Consider the following 20,649-nt stretch of genomic DNA (forward strand, 5'->3'; position numbering starts at 1 on the left):
TCCGCTAAACACGGGGGCTGCGCGGCGGACACGCCGACGTCACCGCAATGCCACGCCATTTTGCAGAACTTGACGCACACAACTCGAAGGATCACCACAGACGGCTTCCATTCTGAACCACAGATGGATTCCAGGGTCTCCGCGATGTCGCTTCGCTCCTGCTCCGCGCTGGATGACGAAGATGAAGTTAGCCCATGGCTAATCGCAGCTCAGAGCATCGACGGCTGCTCCCCAAAAAAAACGGCCCGCCTTTCAGCGGGCCGTTCATATACTAAGTCGGCAGTCTGATCACTGAGCCGGTGCCGGCGCGGGTGCCGGAGCCGGAGCCGGAGCCGGCGCGGGTGCAGGCGCGGGTGCAGGCTCTGCCGGAGCCGGAGCGGGTGTCGCCGGAGCTGGCGCAGGAGCCGGTTCGGCTGGCTTCATCGGCTCGGCAGGTGCTGGGGCCGGAGCCGGTGTGCTGGCTGCGGGCGGTTCGGCAGGCGCAGGTGCCTCGCTACGTCTTCCAAAAACATAATAGGCGACAATTGCCAGGATAACGACGACCAGTGCAATCAGCCAGCCGCTGCCGCCGCCGCGTGGCCGTGCGGTACCCGGTGAGGTGAATGGGTCGTTCGGATTGGGTGTGTTCGCCATAAAAGTGTCCTCCGTGGATGAAAAACATCAAGTAATAGCCATCAACGTACAATCGTTGAATCGGTTTCACATTAGGCGTTGAAAACGCCGAAAACAGGGCAATTCTGATCCGGAATCGCTTGCAGGCATGCATTTCCACCGCAAAATGGGTTTCGATCGAGCCAAACCGAACCTTTTTCAGTTTCTTGGCACGAAGCGCGGCTGGTCCGCCGTCGCGCCACGAGTAAGGGCTGGTCCCGCCTCGGCAATGATTCGGTGTGCAACTCCGCCGTGTCGTTCAGTTGACGGCGGTCACCGTATAGCCGATCTTGCGGAAACCCTCGACCAAGCCTTGCGCTCCGGGAAGGTGCATGGCGCCGACCGCCATGAAGACATTGCCGTGGGCGAGGATCGGCGCTGCACGATCGACCATCACCTTGTTGCGGCTGGTGATCATGGTCTGCTCGAATTCGGCGTAACCCGATTGGTCGTCGACCTGTTCGGGGATGACGGCCCGAAACAGCGGTACATACATGCCAGTGTCGCCACGCCGGTAAAGCACGATCATGGTTTCGTTGACGTCGTTCACCTTGTCGCCAAGCTTCAGCGTATCGACCAGCCCCTTCAGGTGAAAGGCGATCGGCAGCGAAGCCATGGCGCGCAGCTGGTCGGCGATTGTCTCCAGCCCCTCGACCGATTTGCCCGAAGCCTCGGCGTCCTTGGCAAGCTTGACGTCGAGCACCGGCGCACCGCCAGCCTGGCGGGCGACTTCGCATACAGGTAGCGCCACCATCGCCGACAGCAACCAAGGTTTCATCTTGGCGACGGTCGCTGGCGGGATGCCACGCGCATCGAGCGCCTTGTTGACCACCGCCGCATCCTCCGGCGACAGCAGCGACGAAAGCGTCGTCTTGTCGGTGAACATCATCAGATCCGGCTCTTTCAGCAGTGCTGCCATCATCTTCTGCTTGTCGAGCACTTCGGTGGTCTCGATGATGACGGTGCCAGCCGCATCGAATGCCTTCTGCGCGGCGGGTGGCAGCGTGGTGACGCGCGGGTCGGTAACGTGCATGGTGCCGAACAGGAAGGACGGTTTTTCGCCCGATTTTTCGAGCTTCCACAGCAGGCCCTTGCCGTTCGGCGTCGCTGCCGCGTCTGCCTCGATCTTGCGGTAGGCAGCCGGGTCGTCCTTTTGCAGCGCGCTCAGCATATCGCTACCGCCGCAGGCCGAAGTCTCGGCGCGTGCCTTGCCCGCGGCGAGCAGCGCGACGATGAGGAAAGAGAGGAAAAACAGGGCGTTGAGCGCGACGAGCAGCTTCAGCGACATATGGGTCGCGCGGTCGGCGATGGCGATGAGGCGTTTCATGCTGCGCTTCTAGGCGCAAAAAGCGGCAAAACGGTTAACCGGCGCATCAAAATTGTTGCGAGATGGCCACCGACACATGCATCGATCACGCACGAGGATGAGCTGCTTCGTAAATCTCGAGCAGCCTGGCGGTGTCGACGCCGGTGTATATCTGGGTTGTCGACAGGCTGGCGTGGCCGAGCAACTCCTGGATGGTGCGCAGGTCGCCGCCGCGCCCTAGCAGATGCGTGGCGAAGGAATGGCGCAGCGCATGCGGCGTCGCCGTGTCGGGCAGGTTGAGCGCCGAGCGCAGCTTGGCCATGTCGCGCTGGACGATTGCCGGGTTGAGCGGGCCGCCGCGGGCACCGCGAAACAGCAGGCCCTTGGGATCGAGATGCCAGGGACACAAGCGGCGGTATTCGGCAATCGCCCGCAGTGCCACCGGCAGCACCGGCACCAGCCGGGTCTTGCCACCCTTGCCGGTGACGCGCAGCACGGTATCACCAGGTGAGGAAAGATCGGCGCCCGACAGGCCGAGCGCCTCGGAGATCCGCAAGCCGGACCCATAGAGCAGGGTCAGCACGGCGGCGTTGCGCGCGGCAATCCACGGCTCCTCCGCCAGTTGGCCTTCCACCGAGACGACGTGTTTTGCATCGCTTGCGGTCAGCGGCTTGGGCAGCGATTTCGGCTGCCGCGGCGCGCGCAAGGCTGTCGCACCTGCCGCATTGGCGAGGCCGCGCCGTTCCAGGAAACGCAGCAGCGAGCGGATGCCGGCCAGCCCGCGCCCGAGCGTGCGGGCGCCGGCGCCCTCGGCACGGCGGGCAGCGAGAAAGCCGCGCAGATCGGCGGGGCGCAGATCGGCGATGTCGGAAATGCCGGGCGAGCCGCCGCAATGGCCGGTCAGGAAATGCAGGAACTGGCGCGTGTCGCGCTCATAGGCCTCGACGGTTTCGGGCGATAGCCGGCGTTCGCGCGCCAGCATCTTCAGCCAGGCCTCGCGCGCCGCCTGCAGGTCGGGTTTTGCCGGTATGAGGAATTCCTGCATTGCACTCTTCCAGTTCCCCGCCATCTTCCGGCACGCGGGTTAGGAAGCGGTGAAGAGCGGCGTCATTGAAATGACGACGGGCTGGGGTTAGAGCAAGGCAAAGGATTTTCCGCAGATGATCAAGCCGCAAAACCCCGTCCAGATGGCCGTGATCGGTGCCGCGCATGGCATCAAGGGCGAATTGCGCGTCAAGAGCTTTACCGGCGACCCGCTGGCGCTGGCCGATTACGGTCCGCTCTACGCCAGGGATGGCCGCGCCTTCCAGATCGTCGACATCAGGCCCGCCAACACCGTGGTGGTGGTGCGGTTCAAAGGCGTCAACGACCGCAATGCCGCCGAGGCGCTGGCCGGCACCGAATTGTTCGTCGACCGTTCGGTGTTGCCCGATGAGGGCGAAGAGGATGAATTCTACCATGCCGACCTCGTCGGACTGGAGGTCAAGGATGACATCGGTGCCATCATCGGCAAGGTCGTCACCGTGCATAATTTCGGCGGCGGCGACATTCTCGACGTGACGCTGGCGGGGCGCAAAGGCGTGCTCATCCCGTTCACGCAGGCCGCCGTTCCGGAAGTGTCGATCGCCGGCGGCTTTGTCCGCGTTGATCCAGCCGCCGCAGGGTTGGTCGAGGACGAGGACGGCGAGCCTCCCGCTGACGACGGTTTCGACCCCAAGGGCAGGCCGCGCGGGCCGAGGGACGCCGGAGGCAACCGGTGAGTTTTTCGGCTTCGGTGCTGACGCTCTATCCCGAGATGTTTCCCGGCGCGCTCGGCCTGTCGCTGGCCGGCCGCGCGCTCGAGACCGGCATTTGGTCGCTCGAAACGATCCAGATCCGCGACTTTGCCAGCGATCGTCACCGTACCGTCGATGACACGCCGGCCGGCGGCGGCGCCGGCATGGTGATGCGGGCAGACGTGCTGGCCAGCGCCATCGACCATGCCTCGCCGGCAGCCGATCCACGTCCGCGCCTGCTGATGAGCCCGCGCGGCAAGCCGCTGACGCAGGCACGGGTGCGCGAGCTCGCCGGCGGGCCGGGTGCGGTGATCGTCTGCGGCCGCTTCGAAGGCGTCGACCAGCGGGTCATTGAATCGCGCGGCCTCGAGGAAGTTTCGATCGGCGACTTCATCCTGTCCGGCGGCGAGCCGGCGGCACTCGTGCTGCTCGACGCCGTGGTGCGCCTGCTGCCCGGCGTCATGGGCAATGCGGTATCGGGCGAGGAAGAGAGCTTTGAAAACGGCCTGCTCGAACATCCGCATTATACGCGGCCGCAGGAGTTCGAGGGCCGGCCGATTCCCGAAGTGCTGATTTCGGGCAATCACAGGAAGATCGCGGCTTGGCGGCGGGCCGAAGCGGAGAGGCTGACGAAGGAGCGACGGCCGGATCTTTCAGCCGCTCAGCCCTTGTCGAAATAGTAGAAAGCCAGGAACAGGCCGACGGCGATGACGAAGCCGCGCACCGCGTTCTGCGGCACGCGCCTAGCGATCCAGACGCCGGCATAGCCGCCCAGCGCGCCACCCGGGATCATGATGATCGCCTGCAGCCAGGCAATGACGCCGCCCGAGACGAAGACGAGGATGGCAACCGCAGCGATGACCACGGCCAGCATGTTCTTCAGTGCGTTCAGCCGGTGATAGTCGCCGGACTGGGTGAGACCGAGCGTCGCCAGCATCATGACGCCCATGCCGGCGCCGAAGAAGCCGCCATAGGCGGCGGTGGCGAACTGCGCCAGCGACCCGACCAGAGAACCCACCGCGGCCTCATGCTCCGGCTTGGGCGCCGGCTTCAGCCATGGCCCGGCAGCAAACAATGCGGTTGCCGCCAGCAGCAGCCACGGCACCAAGGCGCGGAAGGACGGGTTGTCGAGCCCTAGAAGGATGAGCGCGCCAGACAGCGCACCGAGAGCCGAAATGAGGCTGAGCAGCAGTGCGCCGCGCCAGAAATGCTTGATGTCGTGCCAATAGGCGAGCGTCGAGGTGATGTAGCCGGGGAACTGCGTCACCGACGATGTCGCATTGGCGACGATCGGCGGCAGGCCGGCCAGGGTCATGGCGCCAAAGGTTATGAACGTGCCGCCGCCGGCAACGGCATTGACCGCGCCTGATAGAAAGCCGGCGAGAAAGAGCAGGACCGCGTCCAAGATTGGCATGAGGGGTGTCGTCGCTGGAGGAAAATGCTTATCTTCCGGCTTAGGAAGCTTGACGCGCGGGCGCAACCCCCTGGACCACAAGCGATCACGGGATTGCCACAGCGGGCGCCAGCCCAAGAAGCAGCGCAAAAAAGAAACGGCCCAAAAAAGAAACGGCGAAGACGTGACAAAGCGCCGAAATAGCTGTATGTGCGCGCCGAACCGGAAGAAAAATCTGCCAAGAGCGATCTTCTGGCCCGTCAACAATGACGGTGTAGTCGCCCCTGCCCGATGTTCTCGAACAGACGTTCTCGAACGAAGGGCATAGCCGAGCGGTCGATGCGACTGCAAGGCGAGTGTCGGGCGCTCTGACTGTCGGAAGAACAAGAAGTGGATTTTTGAGATGGACATCCTCCGTCAGCTCGAGGCCGAGCAGGCCGCCAAGATCGAAGCCAAGCGCAAGCTCCCCGAATTCCAGCCCGGCGATACCGTGCGCGTCCAGGTCCGTGTGACCGAAGGCACCCGCACCCGCGTCCAGGCCTATGAGGGCGTCGTCATCGCCCGCGCCGGCGCCGGCTTCCAGGAAAACTTCACCGTCCGCAAGATCTCCTACGGCGAAGGCGTGGAGCGGGTGTTCCCGGTCTATTCGCCGATGGTCGAGGGCGTCGAGATCGTGCGCCGCGGCAAGGTGCGTCGCGCCAAGCTGTACTATTTGCGAGACCGTCGCGGCAAATCGGCCCGCATTTCGGAAAACACCGGCGTGCGCGCCCGCAAGCTCAACGACGAAGAGCGCGATGCGCTGAACGCCGAGAAGGCGCGCATCGAGGCCGAGAAAGTGGCCGCCGCCCAGGCGCTGGCCGCCGAGAAGGCCGCGCAGGACGCCGCCGAGAAGAAGGCCGCCGACGAGGCCGCCAAGGCCGCGGAAGCAACTGCCGCCGAATAAGGCGTCTTCAAAACTCATGGTTTTGGAAAGGCGGCTTCGGCCGCCTTTTTATTTCACGAGGTGGATTCGATTTTGCCGGTCCGCAATCGATACGGATCGTTCTGTAATTGCCGCCGTTGAAAGCATTGGAATTCATTTTCGTGCCGAGCGGCGCATCAGAGCGGCTTGCAAGGCGCCTGCGGAAAGCTAAAGTCGGCGCCGGATTTCCTGCATGCCTCGGTCGATCGAGGCGGTTCAGTTCCTGGGGAGCATAGTCATGATCAATTCGAAACTGCTGCTGGCCGGCCTGCTGGCTTGCCTTCTCGTGCCGGTCGCGGCTCTGGCGCAGGCGCTGCCCGACCTCGGCGGCAAGAAGGTGGTGGTGGTGACCGAAAACGCCTATCCGCCGCTGCAGTTCATCGATGCCAAGACCGGCAAGCAGATCGGTTGGGAATATGACGCGATGAACGAGATCGCCAAACGGCTGAATTTCAAGGTCGAGTACCAGAATACCTCTTGGGACGCGATGATCCAGGCGGTTTCCGACAATCAGTACAACATCGGCATGACCGGCATCACCATCAAGGACGACCGCAAGCAGAAGGTCGATTTCTCCGATCCGTATATGCGCTCGGAACAGTTCATGCTGGTGCGCGGCGACGAGAAGCGCTTCACCGATGCAAAGACGTTCGCCGCCTTCAAGGACGGGCTGATCGGCGCGCAGGCCGGCACCACGCCCTTCTACACCGCCGTCTACAGCGTGCTCGACGGCAACGAGCAGAACCCGCGCATCAAGCTGTTCGAGACGTTCGGCGCGACGGTGCAGGCACTGAAGGCCGGCGACGTCGACGTCGTGCTCACCGACGGCACTGCCGGCAAGGGCTATGTCGATGCGTCCAATGGCGGCCTTAAGCTGATCGGCGGCCCACTCGGCACCGAGGATTTCGGCTTCATCTTCCCCAAGGGCTCCGACCTGGTGAAGCCGGTCAACGCGGCAATCGCCGCGCTCAAGGCCGACGGTACGCTCGACGCGCTCAACAAGAAGTGGTTCCTTGATTACAAGATGGGGCAGTAGGCCCGCTTGTTGCGCGCATTTCATGACGATTGTGCGCGGGAACTCGCGCTGACTCTGCGCTCGTACACCCCCCTCTGTCCTGCCGGACATCTCCCCCTCAAGGGGGGAGATCGGATTTCGCATCGGCTTTCGCCAATTTTCAGTGTTGCAGAACGGGCCGCGAGGTCAAAGCTGCCGATCTCCCCCCTGGAGGGGGAGATCGCCGGCAGGCCAGAGGGGGGTGTGACAGAACGCTGCCTTCGTGACTCTGTTATCGGTACCGCTTGATGCCGTCGGCGCCTCCCGCCTCAGCCAAATCCGACTTCCCGTGGTGGCTTGCCGTGGCCGTGGCGATCGCCTTGGCCGCCGCCATCTTCATCGCTGCCAGCGACCTCTATGCCCAGGTCTTCGCAACCGTCGCCAAGGGCATCGGCGTCACCATCTTCGTCACGGTGGTCGCCTTCGCGCTGGCTTGCGCGATCGGCCTCGGCGTCGCGCTGATGGGCCTGTCGGGCTCACGCTGGCTCAGCCAGATCGGCCGCTTCTACGTCGAGATCATCCGCGGCGTGCCGATGCTGGTGCTGTTGTTCTGGATCGCCTTTGCCGGGGCGCCGGCCTTCGTCGCGGCATGGAACGCGCTGACGGCGCCGCTGCAAAGCGCCGGCCTCTTCGGTGAGCTGCTGGTACGCGACGTGTCGTTGCTTTGGCGCGCCGTCATGGCGCTGACCATCGGCTATTCCGCCTTCATCTCGGAGGTGTTCCGCGCCGGTATCCAGGCGGTCGAGAAGGGGCAGATCGAGGCGGCCAAGGCGCTCGGGCTGACGCGCACCCAGCGCTTCCGGCTGGTCATCTTTCCGCAGGCGATCCGCACCATCCTGCCGCCGCTCGGCAATGATTTCGTCGCCATGGTCAAGGATTCCTCGCTGGTCTCGGTGCTCGGCGTCGCCGACATCACCCAGATGGGCAAGATCTACGCCGCCGGCTCGTTCCGCTTCTTCGAAACCTATTCGATCGTCGCCTATATCTATCTCATCCTGACCGTCGGCCTGTCGTTGGCCTTGCGGGCGCTGGAGAAGCGGCTCCGCCACCAGCATGGGGAATAGAAGGCAGGCGAAAACGGCGCTACCATCGAGCGGACGCGACCGGGGAGGACCCATGATCATCGACAAGGCCAATGCGGCGCTGGAAGCGGTCTATACGGCCGACACGCCTGAGACGCTCGCCAAGGCCTATGCGCAATGGGCCGCGACCTATGACGGCGAAACCGCGGCGCTCGGCTATCTCCTGCCGTTCCTGATCACCGCCTGGGTGGCGCGCCATGTGCCGGCGGGCGAAGGGCCGCTGCTCGACGCCGGTTGCGGCACCGGCCTGTCGGGGCCGTCCCTGAAGGCACTCGGCTACCACGATATTGCCGGGCTCGACCTGTCGCAGGACATGCTGAAAATCGCCGGCAGCCGGCAGGCCTACAGCGAGCTGAAACAGGCGATGCTCGGCGGGCCATTGCCTTGGGCGGACGGGTATTTCCGCGCCTTTTTCTCGACCGGCGTGTTCACCATCAGCCACGCACCGGCGTCGGGCCTGCATGAACTGGTACGCATCACCAGGACGGGCGGCCACGCCATCTTCACGGTTCGCGACCAGGTGTTTGAAAGCGGCGGGTTTCAAGCCGTGTTTGGCGAACTGGAGCAGGCGAAAAAATGGCAGCCGGTCGAGGAGAGCCCGTGGTTCCGCTGCTACGCAATCGCCGAGCCCGACGCGCTGGTGAAGACCTTCGTGTTCGAGGTGCTGTGAAGCGCCTGCGAAGGCAGACGCGATTGCTGAAAAGCCAAAACATTGATATGAGCAGCGCCATGGAAGAGCTTTTTGGCGATCCGGCCTATAAAGGTTTCGTGCTGCAGGACAGGAAACGCCTGCCGTCGCGATTTTCCGCGCGCGTCTGCGGGGCGCTGACCAGCCGACTTAGCTAGGGCAGACTCGCCAGGCTGTTTCGCCGGTCCGACCGGCGTCGTTTTCCCTTTTTAAATCGACGGATTTACGCAAATGAGCGCACCGCGCACCCTCTACGACAAGATTTTCGACGACCATGTTGTCGACCGCCAGGACGACGGCACCTGCCTGCTCTATATCGACCGCCATCTGGTCCACGAAGTCACCAGCCCGCAGGCTTTCGAAGGCCTGCGCATAACCGGCCGCAAGGTTCGGCATCCGGAAAAGACGCTGGCCGTGGTCGACCACAATGTGTCGACTTCGCCGGAGCGAAAGTTCGGCATCAAGAACGAGGAAAGCCGCATCCAGGTCGAAGCGCTGGCCAAAAACGCCAAGGATTTCGGCGTCGAATATTATTCCGAGAAGGATATCCGCCAGGGCATCGTCCACATCATCGGGCCGGAGCAAGGCTTTACGCTGCCCGGCATGACCATCGTCTGCGGCGACAGCCACACCTCGACGCATGGCGCGTTCGGGGCGCTGGCGCATGGCATCGGCACCTCTGAAGTCGAGCATGTGCTGGCGACGCAGACGCTGATCCAGCGCAAGGCCAAGAACATGCTGGTGCGCGTCGACGGCGCACTGCCGGAAGGCGTCACCGCCAAGGACATCATCCTCGCCATTATCGGCGAGATCGGCACGGCCGGCGGCACCGGCTATGTCATCGAATATGCCGGCGAGGCAATCCGTGCGCTGTCGATGGAAGGCCGCATGACGATCTGCAACATGTCGATCGAAGCCGGCGCCCGCGCCGGCCTGATCGCGCCCGACGAGACCACCTTCGCCTATGTCAAGGACAAGCCGCGCGCCCCCAAGGGCGAAGCCTGGGACGCCGCGCTCGCCTACTGGAAGACGCTGCAGTCCGACGAAGGCGCGCATTTCGACAAGGTGGTCGTGCTCGACGCGGCAAAGCTGCCGCCGATCGTCTCCTGGGGCTCCTCGCCCGAGGACGTGGTCTCGGTGCAAGGCATCGTGCCGAACCCGGACGACATCACTGATGAGAACAAGCGCACCTCCAAGCAGCGCGCACTCGACTATATGGGCCTGAAGCCGGGCACCAAGATCACCGATATCGAACTCGATCGCGTCTTCATCGGCTCCTGCACCAATGGCCGCATCGAGGATCTGCGCGCCGCAGCCAAGGTGATCGAGGGCAAGAAGGTCAATCCGCGGGTCAGTGCGATGATCGTGCCGGGCTCCGGCCTGGTCAAGGAACAGGCAGAGGCCGAAGGCCTCGACAAGATCTTTGTCGCCGCCGGCTTTGACTGGCGTGAGCCGGGCTGCTCGATGTGCCTTGCCATGAACGACGACCGGCTGAAGCCGCATGAGCGCTGCGCCTCGACCTCGAATCGCAATTTCGAGGGGCGCCAAGGCTTCAAGGGCCGGACGCATCTGGTGTCGCCGGCAATGGCCGCGGCGGCGGCGATCGCCGGCCATTTCGTCGACATCCGCGAGTGGAAATAGGGCAGGCGCGCGCAGTCGGATATGAGGAGCCCGAGCCGCAATGCGGTTCGGGCATTCTTCAGTCGGGCCGCCTGACGAATTCGTGGAATCCCTCACGGCGGCCGGGTTGGTCCTTTGCGACGACCAGCGCCAGTTGGCGCTCGTCGAAGAGTTTGAACCATTCGTCCCATTCGACCAGTTCGTAGCCGCCGGCATTGACCGGGCGTTCGGCCTCATCCTGGTCCTGGTAGGCATGCTGGCCGAAGACCAGCCTCAGCATGGGCTGCGTTCCGGCTTCGGGCGACACGTCGACGATCGCCGGAAAGCCGGCGCGTGCCGCGGCCCATGAGCGAATTGCATCGTGATCGGTCAGCATGATCGTGTCGGCCATCGGAGCGTCTCCTGGTTGCCGTCGTGAAACGCCGCTCGCCGTTCGCGGTTCCGCCCAGCGGCTTTGTCGACGCACCTGTCGTATATTCGCTTTCGCTTAACCGCTTGTTTGGGCTTCCGCTCTAAGGTCCTCCAAGGGGAAGCGAGGGGAAATTACAGCGCTTGGACACCGGCCTGCTCATAGCGCTGCTCAATCCAGGCATCGCCCTCACACTCGGCGCGGCATTTCTCGTGCTGTGGTTCTATCAGCGCCACCGTCCCTATCTGGGCGTGCTGGCGGCGGGCTACTCGGCCTCGGCCGCAGGCTTCCTGCTCCAGTATTTCACGCTGCCGGTCGGCATGGCACCGACCAAGCTCATCTCGATCCTGTGCTTCACCTTCGCCACCTGCTGTCTCGCCGGCGCGGTCATTGCGCGCTATGGGCGGCGCGTGCCTTACCCGGCGGTCGGCATTCTGGCCTGCGGCGGCCTGGCCGCGTTTTCGTGGTTTCTTTTTGCCCGGCCGGATCTCACCTGGCGCATCCTTGCCATCAATTTCAGCTTCGGCGGCATCAGCCTGGTTGTCGCCGCCGAGTTGCGCGTGGTGCGCAACAACGGCCCGACAGAAATGATCCTGTTCGTGCTGTCGCTGCTTTCCGGCCTGAACTTCCTGGCGCGGACGCTTGCCGTCGTCATCGCGCATGGGCCGTTCACCAGCTATGAAGGGCTTTACTCCTCGTCCTACTGGACGACGGCTCTGCTATCGCATGCATTGCTGTCGCTGCTTATTGCGCTTTGCCTGTTCGGCGCCGCCGCGCTCGATGTGATGAAGGCCCTGAAGACCGAAACCCTGACAGACCCGCTGTCGGGCCTGCTCAACCGCCGCGGCTTCGAGGAGCGCGCCATGCTTGTCCTGCAGCACTGTGCCACGGCGCAATTGCCGGTTGCGCTGGTGCTTGCCGATCTCGATCATTTCAAGGCGCTCAACGATCAGCATGGCCACGCGGCCGGCGATCGCGTCATCGCCGACTTCGCTGCCAAGCTTCTGTCGGCTGCAGGTACGCGCGGCGTTGCCGGCCGTATCGGCGGCGAAGAGTTCGCCGTGCTGTTGCCGCTCAGCGACCTTGGCGCGGCAAGACTGTTTGCCGAAGCCATTCGCACGGTCTATTCGGCGGGCAGAATCGACGGACTTCCGCCCGACACGAGAGTGACCGCGAGCTTCGGGGTGGCCGCCCGCACCAGCGACGAAGGGCTGGACCCGCTGATGCGCCGCGCCGACGAAGCGCTCTACAAAGCCAAAAGGAGTGGCCGCGACAGCGTATGCCTGTCCTATCCGCGGCCTGAAACGGTCGTCCTTCCCAATCGGACCAGTGCTGGCTGAGCGTCAGCGGCGGCTTCGAATTAACGTCTTTTTCGCGCGTTGGTGATTTGCTGTTCGGGGGGAAGTGCCAAAACGCCATGGGCAGCGCTAATTTCATCCTGCTGATCAACCTGTTCGTTGCCGGGCTGCTGGCGGCGGCCTTCATGACGATCGCGGTCTATGACGCCGGCCGGGTGTCGGCACGCTGGCTGGCGTTCGGCTATGTGCTCGGCACGGCTTATTTTGCGATCGAGTTCAGCATTCCTGCCTTCGACAATGCGCGCCCCGTGGTTGTCGCCGCCTTTGCCGCCTTCCTTGGCGCTACCGTCGCCTTCAATGGCGGGCTTGCCCATAAATACCGCGTTTCGCCGCCTTGGCCGCCGATGCTGTTCTTCCTGGTCTTCGCCACCCTCGCGGTCCACTTCGTGCAGGACCTGCCACGCCAATCCTTTGTGCGAATGGCGGCCTACCAGCTTCCCTATGCGGCTATGCAGTTCACCGGGCTGGCGATCGTCTTGTCGTCCAGGCAAAGACGCGAGCGGCTCGACTATATGCTGATGGCTGTCCTAGCGGCCAGCACCTTGCAGTTCGCCAGCAAACCCTTCATCGCCCATGCGCTTGGTGGCTGGGGCGCCAATCCGCAATCTTATGCGCAGACCAGCTATGCGTTGGTGTCGCAGTCGGTCGGCACCGTGTTCGGCCTGGCGCTTGCGCTGGTGACATTGGCTATCCTGGTCCGCGACGTGCTCGCCGAGGCGACGTCGAAATCGGAAACCGACACGCTTTCGCGGCTGCTCAACCGTGGCGGCTTCGAGCGCCATGCCGAGATCGCGCTGCGTGACGCCATGCGGCGCGCCGTTCCAGCGGCACTGGTCATTGCCGATCTCGACCATTTCAAGCGCATCAACGATACTTACGGCCACGCGTCGGGCGATCGGGTCATCGAGACCTTTGCCGGGTTTCTCCGCGATGCCGCGGCCGACCATCATGTCGCCGGCCGAATCGGCGGCGAGGAATTCGCTATTTTCCTGCCGGGGACCAATCTAGCCGCCGCCCGGCTCTTTGCCGAGGGCACGCGTAGCGCCTTCGGTGCCACGCCGATCGACTGCCTGCCCGCGGATCACCGCTGCAGCGCCAGCTTCGGCATTGCCGAGCTTGGTCCGGGCGAAAGCTTTTCCGACCTGCTGCGGCGCGCCGACAAAGCGCTCTATCAGGCGAAGGGCAGCGGTCGCGATTGCGTGCGTGTCTCGGCGGGGCCGGCTGTTGCCCTGCCGGCGCCGTCAACCAAGGGCGGCGTGGCCGTCAGCGGCAGGGGCTGAGCTCCGGCATTTCGCCGTCGGAGAGGCCGTACATATAGCTGCGGCCCTTGACGAAAACCGGCGGCCTATAGCAGTCGCCGCCGCGGACATCGTCCGATTCGTTTTCGTAGATCACGTCGGGCTGGCCGGCGCTGGTGTAGTCGGACAATTCCTTGGCCAGCTTGCCCTCGCCAACGAGGATACGCTTGTAGCCGGCGGCGCTGTCGATGACGAGATTGCCGAAGGAATCGGCATAGACGCGGTCATGATGGCGCGTCCCGGCGAATGCCGGTGCGACGACGCCGACGGCGAGCGCCGCCACTAGGAACCAGGGAAGGCGCGATCCTGCTGAATTCGAATGCATGGCGTGCTGCTCCATTGCTGAGAGGCAAGCCTCCTCGAATCAGAAATTAACCTTTTATTAACCTTTGTTAAGAGGGCAACCGCAGCAGGGGCGAGGTCTCGGAAAATATGGTTAATACTCGATCGCCCACCGGCCATCATTCGGCCATGCCTTGTTCCCACCATCCCCAGCATCGGGCGCGACTCGAAAAGCATGAAATCCGGTGGCTTGCCGGAGCATCGCGGCGGGCTCGATACGCGGGGGGAAAGCAGCAAATGAGATTACGCCGCACGTTTCGGATGGCGCTGGCCATTCCGCCGCTGCTGGCTGCCGCCGCCTGCGCGCCGCAGACCAGCGCGCCCAAGCTCGGCAACACGGCCGCCGCTTCCGTGTCGCTTGCTCCCGCCGCTAGCGAACCGACGGCACCGCAGCCGCGCACAGCTACTTACAACTGCGCCGACGGTAGCGTGATAACCATCGAGAATCTCGGCACGTCGGTGCGCGTCCTCGGCCAGAACGGCGCCAGCGCCGAGCTGCCGGCGTCACCGGCCAATCAGACCAGCCGTTACGGCGAGGCGCATGACGCAATCGTGATCGATGGGCGTGAGGCGCTGGTGATGAAGGGCGGTGCATCACCGCTGGCCTGCAAGCGCTGATCCGCCCCTTGCGCCAGCCATATTTTGCAGTGCGGCGACATTGTGCCGGCGCAAGGCGACAGCCCTAATCGATTGAAGCTGAAAGCCTCGCTTTCATCAGACTAAATTACGTTTTCGAAACGGTTTTCCGGCTTTGACGCGGTGCAAAAAGAGCATTAGAAACCGGCTGTCCGAAGTCGCAACCGGAAGCGGTAATGCCGCATTCCCACCTGAGGCTCCAGAGACGCCGAACTGGGGGAGCCATGAGCAAATCACCAGCCACCCGCGAATTTGCCAGACGTGAACGGCCGCTTTCGCCGCATCTGACCGTCTATCGGCCGCCGATCACCATGACGATGTCGATCGTCCACCGCATCACCGGCGGGGCGCTCTATTTCGGCACGCTGCTGGTCGCGCTGTGGCTGATGGCGGCGGCGAGCTCGGAGGCGACCTTCAATGCCGTCAACTGGGCCTTCGGCTCGTGGCTGGGACGGCTGGTGCTGTTCGGCTACAGCTGGGCGCTGATGCACCACATGCTGGGCGGTGTGCGCCATCTTATCTGGGACACTGGGGCAGGGCTGGAAAAGCATACGGCATCGAGGATCGCCTGGGCGACGCTGGCCGGCTCGGTCACGCTGACGCTGCTGATCTGGATTGCCGGCTACATGGCGCGGGGAGCCTGACATGAACGGCAAGAACCCCGACATGCGCACGCCGCTGGCCAAGGTCCGCGGCCTCGGTTCCGCCCGCGAGGGCACCGGCCATTTCTGGCGCCAGCGGCTGACGGCGATCTCCAACATCCCGCTGGTCCTGTTCTTCGTCGGCTTCCTGATCGCACTCAACGGCGCCAGCTATCTCGAGGTGCGCGCCGCACTTGCCAATCCGTTCGTTGCACTGGTGCTGGCGCTGGTGCTGTTGTCGGTGCTCTACCACATGCGGCTCGGCATGCAGGCGATCATCGAAGACTATGTGCATGGCGAAGGCACCAGGCTGGCGCTGCTCGCCCTCAACACATTCTTTCCCGTAGTCGTCGGCGTCGCTTCGGTCTTCGCCCTGCTTAAACTGGCATTTGGAGGCTGATTTTTTGGCCAAGGACGCGAAGAACGCCAACACGGCTTCCGCCTATAGCTATGTCGATCACAAATTCGACGTCGTGGTCGTCGGCGCCGGCGGCGCCGGCCTGCGCGCCGCGCTCGGCATGGCTGAGCAGGGCCTGCGCACCGCCTGCATCACCAAAGTGTTCCCGACGCGCTCGCATACGGTTGCGGCGCAGGGCGGCATCGCCGCCTCGCTCGCCAATATGGGGCCCGACAACTGGCAGTGGCATCTCTTCGACACCGTCAAAGGCTCAGATTGGCTGGGCGACACCGACGCTCAAGAATACATGGTGCGCGAAGCGCCGGCGGCGGTCTACGAGCTCGAGCACTACGGCGTTCCCTTCAGCCGCACCGAGGACGGGAAAATCTACCAGCGGCCGTTCGGCGGCATGATGATGAATTTCGGCGAGGGGCCGCCGGTGCAGCGCACCTGTGCGGCCGCCGACCGCACCGGCCACGCCATGCTGCACACGCTCTACGGCCAGTCGCTGAAGCACAATGCGCAGTTCTTTATCGAGTATTTCGCGCTCGACCTGATCATGGAGCCGGACGGCACCTGCACCGGCGTCGTCGCCTGGAACCTCGACGACGGCACCATCCACCGCTTTTCGGCCAAGATGGTGGTGCTGGCGACCGGCGGCTATGGCCGCGCCTATTTCTCGGCCACCTCGGCGCATACCTGCACCGGCGATGGCGGCGGCATGGCCGCACGCGCAGGCCTGCCGCTGCAGGATATGGAGTTCGTGCAGTTCCACCCGACCGGCATATACGGCGCCGGCTGCCTGATCACCGAGGGCGCGCGCGGCGAGGGCGGCTATCTCGTCAATTCCGAGGGCGAGCGCTTCATGGAGCGCTACGCGCCGTCAGCCAAGGATCTGGCTTCGCGCGACGTGGTTTCGCGCTGCATGACGCTGGAAATCCGCGAGGGCCGCGGCGTCGGCCCGAAGAAGGATCACATTTTCCTGCATCTCGACCATCTCGACCCGGCCGTTCTGCACGAGAGGCTTCCGGGTATTTCGGAATCGGCAAAGATCTTTGCCGGCGTCGACCTGACCAAGGAGCCGATCCCGGTGCTGCCGACGGTCCACTACAATATGGGCGGCGTGCCGACCAATTACTGGGGCGAGGTGCTGAACCCGACGGCGTCGAATCCGGACCAGGTGTCGCCCGGGCTGATGGCGGTCGGCGAAGCCGGCTGCGCCTCGGTGCACGGTGCTAACCGGCTGGGCTCCAACTCGCTGATCGACCTGGTGGTGTTCGGCCGTGCGGCGGCAATCCGGGCCGGCCAGGTGATCGACCGCACATCGGCGATCCCTTCGCCCAACGAGGCCGCCGTCGAAAAGATAATGGACCGCTTCGACCGGCTGCGTCACGCCAACGGCTCGACGCCGACAGCGGTTTTGCGCGAAAAGAAGCAGAAGGCGATGCAGGAGGACGCGGCGGTGTTCCGCACCCAGGAATCGCTGGAAAGCGGCTGCAGGCGCATTTCGCAGATCTGGGGTGAACTCGGCGACGTCAAGGTGTTTGACCGCTCGATGATCTGGAACTCCGACCTGGTCGAGACGCTGGAGCTGGAAAACCTGATGGCCAACGCCATCACCACCGTCTACGGCGCCGAGGCGCGCAAGGAAAGCCGCGGCGCGCACGCGCGGGAGGACTTTTCGGCCCGCGACGACGCCAACTGGCGCAAGCATACGCTGGCTCGGCTCAACGAGGCCGGCGAGGTGGCGCTCACCTACCGGCCGGTGCACACCGAAACGCTGCTTAAGGAAGCAGACGGCGGCATCAACCCGGCCAAGATCGCGCCAAAGGCCAGGGTGTATTGAGGTCATGATGAAACATCTGATCGCCTTGGCATTTCTGGTTGGCGTCGGAGTGCACTCGGCGTCTGCCGAGACGGTCTATATCTATGACAACGCTGACAAAATCTCGAAAATGGTGAATGATATTCCCGTTTGGAAAGATGCCGCCACGGCCCAATCGTCAAGTCGAAATTTTTATTCCAAGAACGTCGGGCACATCAGATGTCTGGCAAGGCCTCCGGCCAGTGGCGCACTAAAGCAAATCGGGAAAGCATTTGAAGTGCGCGTATATGCCCGCTGTACCGGCTTCGTGAACGCCCTCTACGTTCATACGGAGAAGTAGAATGGCGTCGGCGGCAGCAGGATATTCCGGCACGCCTCTTCCGGCCAAGCTCGGCCTGAAGGACGGGATGACCGCGGCCTTCATCGCGCTGCCGGCGGAACTGGACGATCTGGCCGACGCCGTCGGTTTTGCCGGTGTCGACCGGCTGGCCGACTGGTCGGCGATTTCTGGCATTCGCCGGAAATATGATGCCGTTCACGCCTTCACCAGGCAGCGTGTCGAGATCGAGGACCGTCTCGGCGACGTCGAAGCGGCGATCAAGCGGGACGGCATGGTCTGGGTGTCATGGCCGAAGAAGGCATCGAAAGTGCCGACCGACGTCACCGAGGACGTTATCCGCACAGAGGCGCTGAAGCTCGACCTCGTCGACGTCAAGGTCGCCGCCGTGAACGAGATCTGGTCCGGGCTGAAGCTCGTCATCCGAAAGGACCTGAGGTAATGGTCGAACTCACGCTTCCGAAAAACTCGAAGATCATGGCCGGAAAAACCTGGCCGAAGCCGGAGGGCGCGACCAATCTGCGCGAATACCGCATCTACCGCTGGTCGCCGGACGATGACGAGAACCCGCGCATGGATACGTATTTCGTCGACATGGACGATTGCGGGCCGATGGTGCTCGACGCGCTGCTCTGGATCAAGAACAAGATCGACCCGACGCTGACGCTGCGCCGCTCCTGCCGCGAAGGCATTTGCGGCTCGTGCGCCATGAACATCGACGGGTCGAACACGCTGGCCTGCACCAAGGGCTGCGACGACATTTCCGGCGCGATCAAGGTCTATCCGCTGCCGCACATGGCTGTGGTCAAGGACCTGGTGCCCGACCTCACCAATTTCTACGCCCAGCACGCCTCGATCGAGCCGTGGCTGAAGACGGTGTCGCCCGAGCCGGCCAAGGAATGGCTGCAGAGCCATGAGGACCGCGAAAAGCTCGACGGGCTCTACGAGTGCATATTGTGCGCCTGCTGCTCGACCTCCTGCCCGAGCTACTGGTGGAACGGCGAGCGCTATCTCGGCCCGGCGACGCTGCTGCAGGCCTATCGCTGGCTGATCGATTCCAGGGACGAGGCGACGGGCGAGCGGCTCGACAATCTCGAAGACCCGTTCCGGCTCTATCGCTGCCACACCATCATGAACTGCGCCCAGACTTGCCCCAAAGGGCTCAACCCGGCCAAGGCGATCGCCGAGATCAAGAAGATGATGGTGGAGCGACGGGTGTAGGCGGCGGGCGAGTTGCAGCCGAGATCGTCTCGTCCGCAGCGATCCTTCGCGCCCCCCTCTGTCCTGCCGGACATCTCCCCCTCAAGGGGGGAGATTAGCAGCTTGGAGGACAGCGCCCTTTCTGCAGCCTTGAAAAGTGGCGAAGCGGTGATGACAGCCAATCTCCCCACTAGAGGGGGAGATGTCCGGCAGGACAGAGGGGGGCGCTGTCCCGCCGAGTTCGAAAGGATAGCAAACTTATGACCGATATCGACCTTCCCATCCTCTCTCCCATCGAAGCCCGCGTGCTCGGCTGCCTTATCGAGAAGAAGGAGCTGACGCCGGACGTCTATCCGCTGACGCTCAATGCGGCACATGCGGCGGCCAACCAGAAGACGGCGCGCGAGCCGGTGATGTCGGTCGAACTTGGCGAGGTCAGAAGAGCGCTTGGCCAGCTCGAGCAGAAGGGCCTAGTCAGGCAGGTGTTCGCGTCGCGCGTCGAGCGCTACGAGCATGTGGTGGCGCAGCGCTTTTCCCTGACCTCGGCGCAGATCGCGCTGCTCGGCCTGTTGCTGCTGCGCGGCCCGCAGACGGCCTATGAATTGCTGGCGCGAAGCGAGCGCATGGCGCGGCTGCCGTCGATCGACGAGCTTCGCGGCAATCTCGATCTGCTGATCGGCCGCCGGCCACCGCTGGTGCAGCAGATCGATCGCGGCCCAGGCCAGCGCGAGGATCGCTATGTCCATCTGCTCAGCGGGTCGCCGCAGCTGTCGGCTGCCGCAGCGCCCCTGCAGTCGTCCTCGCCGGCGTCGGATCTGGAGACGCGCGTGCAGGCCCTCGAGGAAGAGGTCGCGGCATTGCGCGCCCGTCTCGACGCACTGTCCGGCGATGGGCGATAAGGATTTTCGAGACGTCGGGGACGGCCCCTCAGGTAACGTGTTCGTTGCCTACTTTCGATTGGCTGGCGCCGCCCCTCATTGCCCTGCCGGCGACCTCTCCCGTATAGGGACGAGGAGAGGGACGCTCTTCGACGGTTTCGTCAATCATCAACGTTGCAAGAAGAGTGCCGCAGCTGCGGCCAGCTTCTTTCTCCCCGTCACTTACGGGGACAAATGCCCGGCAGGGCAATGAGGGGCGGCGCCGACTTCAACAATTGATGGACTCCAACACCAGTTGGAATCTATCAGGCATAAAAGCTCCCTCACCCGAGCCTAGCGTCGAGCGATACTTTGATGGCGCCGAGCGCTTTCGAGACCGGGCATTCGGCCTTGGCCTTCTCGGCCAATTCCTTGAACTTGGCGGCATCGATGCCCGGTACCTTGCCGACCAGGGTGATCGCGCTGCCGATGATGCCGGTGCCGGGAACCAGCGTTACCACGGCCTTGGCGTCGAGTTCGGCGGCCGGAGTGCCGTTCTCGGCGAGAAAATGCGAAAGCTGCATGGCGTAGCAGCCGGCATGGGCGGCGGCGATCAGCTCTTCCGGGTTGGTGCCGGATTTGCCGCTCTCGTCCTCGAAACGCATCTTGGCGGAATAGGGCGTGCCCTTCAGCGTCCCGCTCTGTGTATCGAGCGTGCCTTTGCCTTCCTTGAAACTGCCTTTCCAAACGGCGTTGGCGGTGCGGTCCATCAATTCCTCCTTGATTGTCGTGATTGAGCCCGTGATCGGCATCCAGTCG

The 20,649-nt window shown here is 63.8% G+C and carries 23 protein-coding genes; 17 read left to right on the top strand and 6 right to left on the bottom strand.

Annotation, left to right across the window (positions count from 1 at the left end; translation table 11 throughout):
• Positions 1-910: 910 nt before the first annotated feature.
• Entirely contained in the window at positions 911-1,978 is a 1,068-nt protein-coding gene (locus tag NKJ32_RS28360; RefSeq protein WP_352572226.1) for a TraB/GumN family protein, read from the bottom strand.
• An 85-nt stretch (positions 1,979-2,063) separates the two neighbouring features.
• Entirely contained in the window at positions 2,064-3,002 is a 939-nt protein-coding gene (locus NKJ32_RS28365; RefSeq protein ID WP_352456326.1) for a tyrosine recombinase XerC, read from the bottom strand.
• 115 nt (positions 3,003-3,117) lie between these two features.
• Between NKJ32_RS28365 and rimM the strand changes: the two genes are divergently transcribed.
• Both rimM and trmD read left to right on the top strand, forming a co-directional pair.
• Positions 3,118-3,717, top strand: a complete 600-nt coding sequence (gene rimM, locus NKJ32_RS28370; RefSeq protein WP_352572228.1) for a ribosome maturation factor RimM — start codon at positions 3,118-3,120, stop codon at positions 3,715-3,717.
• A complete protein-coding gene (trmD, locus tag NKJ32_RS28375; protein WP_352593785.1) occupies positions 3,714-4,412 on the top strand; it encodes a tRNA (guanosine(37)-N1)-methyltransferase TrmD in 699 nt (232 codons plus the stop codon). The genes rimM and trmD overlap by 4 nt, the downstream gene beginning before the upstream one ends.
• Here the strand turns inward: trmD and NKJ32_RS28380 are convergent.
• Positions 4,394-5,146, bottom strand: coding sequence for a sulfite exporter TauE/SafE family protein (locus NKJ32_RS28380; RefSeq protein WP_352572230.1), 753 nt, complete (start codon positions 5,144-5,146; stop codon positions 4,394-4,396). The two genes, trmD and NKJ32_RS28380, sit on opposite strands and share 19 nt — an antisense overlap.
• 382 nt (positions 5,147-5,528) lie before the next feature.
• Here NKJ32_RS28380 and rplS point away from each other — a divergent pair, with 382 nt between their 5' ends.
• The 5 genes from rplS (at position 5,529) to leuC (ending at position 10,551) form a co-directional block, all read left to right on the top strand.
• Positions 5,529-6,068: a 50S ribosomal protein L19 gene (gene rplS / locus NKJ32_RS28385; protein WP_023679779.1), complete on the top strand. Its 540-nt coding sequence runs from the start codon at positions 5,529-5,531 to the stop codon at positions 6,066-6,068.
• Positions 6,069-6,324: 256 nt separating this feature from the next.
• On the top strand, positions 6,325-7,122 hold the full coding sequence (locus NKJ32_RS28390) for a transporter substrate-binding domain-containing protein (RefSeq protein ID WP_031212709.1): 798 nt from the start codon (positions 6,325-6,327) through the stop codon (positions 7,120-7,122).
• Between the two features lie 266 nt (positions 7,123-7,388).
• On the top strand, positions 7,389-8,204 hold the full coding sequence (locus NKJ32_RS28395; RefSeq protein WP_352572232.1) for an amino acid ABC transporter permease: 816 nt from the start codon (positions 7,389-7,391) through the stop codon (positions 8,202-8,204).
• Positions 8,205-8,256: 52 nt separating this feature from the next.
• Positions 8,257-8,892, top strand: a complete 636-nt coding sequence (locus NKJ32_RS28400) for a class I SAM-dependent DNA methyltransferase (RefSeq protein ID WP_023679776.1) — start codon at positions 8,257-8,259, stop codon at positions 8,890-8,892.
• Positions 8,893-9,141: 249 nt separating this feature from the next.
• On the top strand, positions 9,142-10,551 hold the full coding sequence (gene leuC, locus NKJ32_RS28405) for a 3-isopropylmalate dehydratase large subunit (protein WP_023679774.1): 1,410 nt from the start codon (positions 9,142-9,144) through the stop codon (positions 10,549-10,551).
• Positions 10,552-10,609: 58 nt separating this feature from the next.
• On the opposite strand, the gene NKJ32_RS28410 is transcribed toward leuC, so the two are convergent.
• Positions 10,610-10,921: a hypothetical protein gene (locus NKJ32_RS28410; RefSeq protein ID WP_023679773.1), complete on the bottom strand. Its 312-nt coding sequence runs from the start codon at positions 10,919-10,921 to the stop codon at positions 10,610-10,612.
• Positions 10,922-11,082: 161 nt separating this feature from the next.
• Between NKJ32_RS28410 and NKJ32_RS28415 the strand changes: the two genes are divergently transcribed.
• The gene (locus tag NKJ32_RS28415; protein WP_023679772.1) at positions 11,083-12,279 is read left to right on the top strand and encodes a GGDEF domain-containing protein; all 1,197 of its coding nucleotides are present in this window, start codon (positions 11,083-11,085) and stop codon (positions 12,277-12,279) included.
• Between the two features lie 77 nt (positions 12,280-12,356).
• On the top strand, positions 12,357-13,577 hold the full coding sequence (locus tag NKJ32_RS28420; RefSeq protein WP_023679771.1) for a GGDEF domain-containing protein: 1,221 nt from the start codon (positions 12,357-12,359) through the stop codon (positions 13,575-13,577).
• Here the strand turns inward: NKJ32_RS28420 and NKJ32_RS28425 are convergent.
• Entirely contained in the window at positions 13,561-13,920 is a 360-nt protein-coding gene (locus NKJ32_RS28425) for a hypothetical protein (protein ID WP_031212708.1), read from the bottom strand. The genes NKJ32_RS28420 and NKJ32_RS28425 overlap by 17 nt on opposite strands.
• Positions 13,921-14,174: 254 nt before the next feature.
• Between NKJ32_RS28425 and NKJ32_RS28430 the strand changes: the two genes are divergently transcribed.
• The 8 genes from NKJ32_RS28430 (at position 14,175) to NKJ32_RS28465 (ending at position 19,872) form a co-directional block, all read left to right on the top strand.
• Positions 14,175-14,555 carry a hypothetical protein gene (locus NKJ32_RS28430; protein WP_031212707.1) on the top strand — a complete coding sequence of 127 codons (381 nt, stop codon included), beginning with the start codon at positions 14,175-14,177 and terminating at the stop codon, positions 14,553-14,555.
• 242 nt (positions 14,556-14,797) lie between these two features.
• Positions 14,798-15,217 (top strand): succinate dehydrogenase, cytochrome b556 subunit, encoded by a 420-nt coding sequence (sdhC, locus tag NKJ32_RS28435; RefSeq protein ID WP_292663224.1) that lies wholly within the window; start codon positions 14,798-14,800, stop codon positions 15,215-15,217.
• A 1-nt stretch (position 15,218) separates the two neighbouring features.
• A complete protein-coding gene (sdhD, locus tag NKJ32_RS28440) occupies positions 15,219-15,614 on the top strand; it encodes a succinate dehydrogenase, hydrophobic membrane anchor protein (RefSeq protein ID WP_023679767.1) in 396 nt (131 codons plus the stop codon).
• Between the two features lie 4 nt (positions 15,615-15,618).
• On the top strand, positions 15,619-17,457 hold the full coding sequence (gene sdhA, locus NKJ32_RS28445) for a succinate dehydrogenase flavoprotein subunit (protein WP_352829569.1): 1,839 nt from the start codon (positions 15,619-15,621) through the stop codon (positions 17,455-17,457).
• 7 nt (positions 17,458-17,464) lie between these two features.
• Positions 17,465-17,776: a hypothetical protein gene (locus NKJ32_RS28450; protein WP_352572235.1), complete on the top strand. Its 312-nt coding sequence runs from the start codon at positions 17,465-17,467 to the stop codon at positions 17,774-17,776.
• A gap of 1 nt (position 17,777) precedes the next feature.
• Entirely contained in the window at positions 17,778-18,215 is a 438-nt protein-coding gene (locus NKJ32_RS28455) for a DUF3052 domain-containing protein (RefSeq protein WP_352572236.1), read from the top strand.
• Positions 18,215-18,994 carry a succinate dehydrogenase iron-sulfur subunit gene (locus NKJ32_RS28460; protein WP_292663232.1) on the top strand — a complete coding sequence of 260 codons (780 nt, stop codon included), beginning with the start codon at positions 18,215-18,217 and terminating at the stop codon, positions 18,992-18,994. Before NKJ32_RS28455 ends, NKJ32_RS28460 begins: the two co-directional genes overlap by 1 nt.
• Before the next feature lie 239 nt (positions 18,995-19,233).
• Entirely contained in the window at positions 19,234-19,872 is a 639-nt protein-coding gene (locus tag NKJ32_RS28465; RefSeq protein ID WP_352572237.1) for a YceH family protein, read from the top strand.
• 302 nt (positions 19,873-20,174) lie between these two features.
• Here the strand turns inward: NKJ32_RS28465 and NKJ32_RS28470 are convergent, their stop codons facing one another.
• On the bottom strand, positions 20,175-20,600 hold the full coding sequence (locus tag NKJ32_RS28470; RefSeq protein WP_352757304.1) for an OsmC family protein: 426 nt from the start codon (positions 20,598-20,600) through the stop codon (positions 20,175-20,177).
• Between the last annotated feature and the right edge of the window lie 49 nt (positions 20,601-20,649).

This window comes from Mesorhizobium sp. M0159 (assembly GCF_040322295.1).
Classification (GTDB): domain Bacteria; phylum Pseudomonadota; class Alphaproteobacteria; order Rhizobiales; family Rhizobiaceae; genus Mesorhizobium.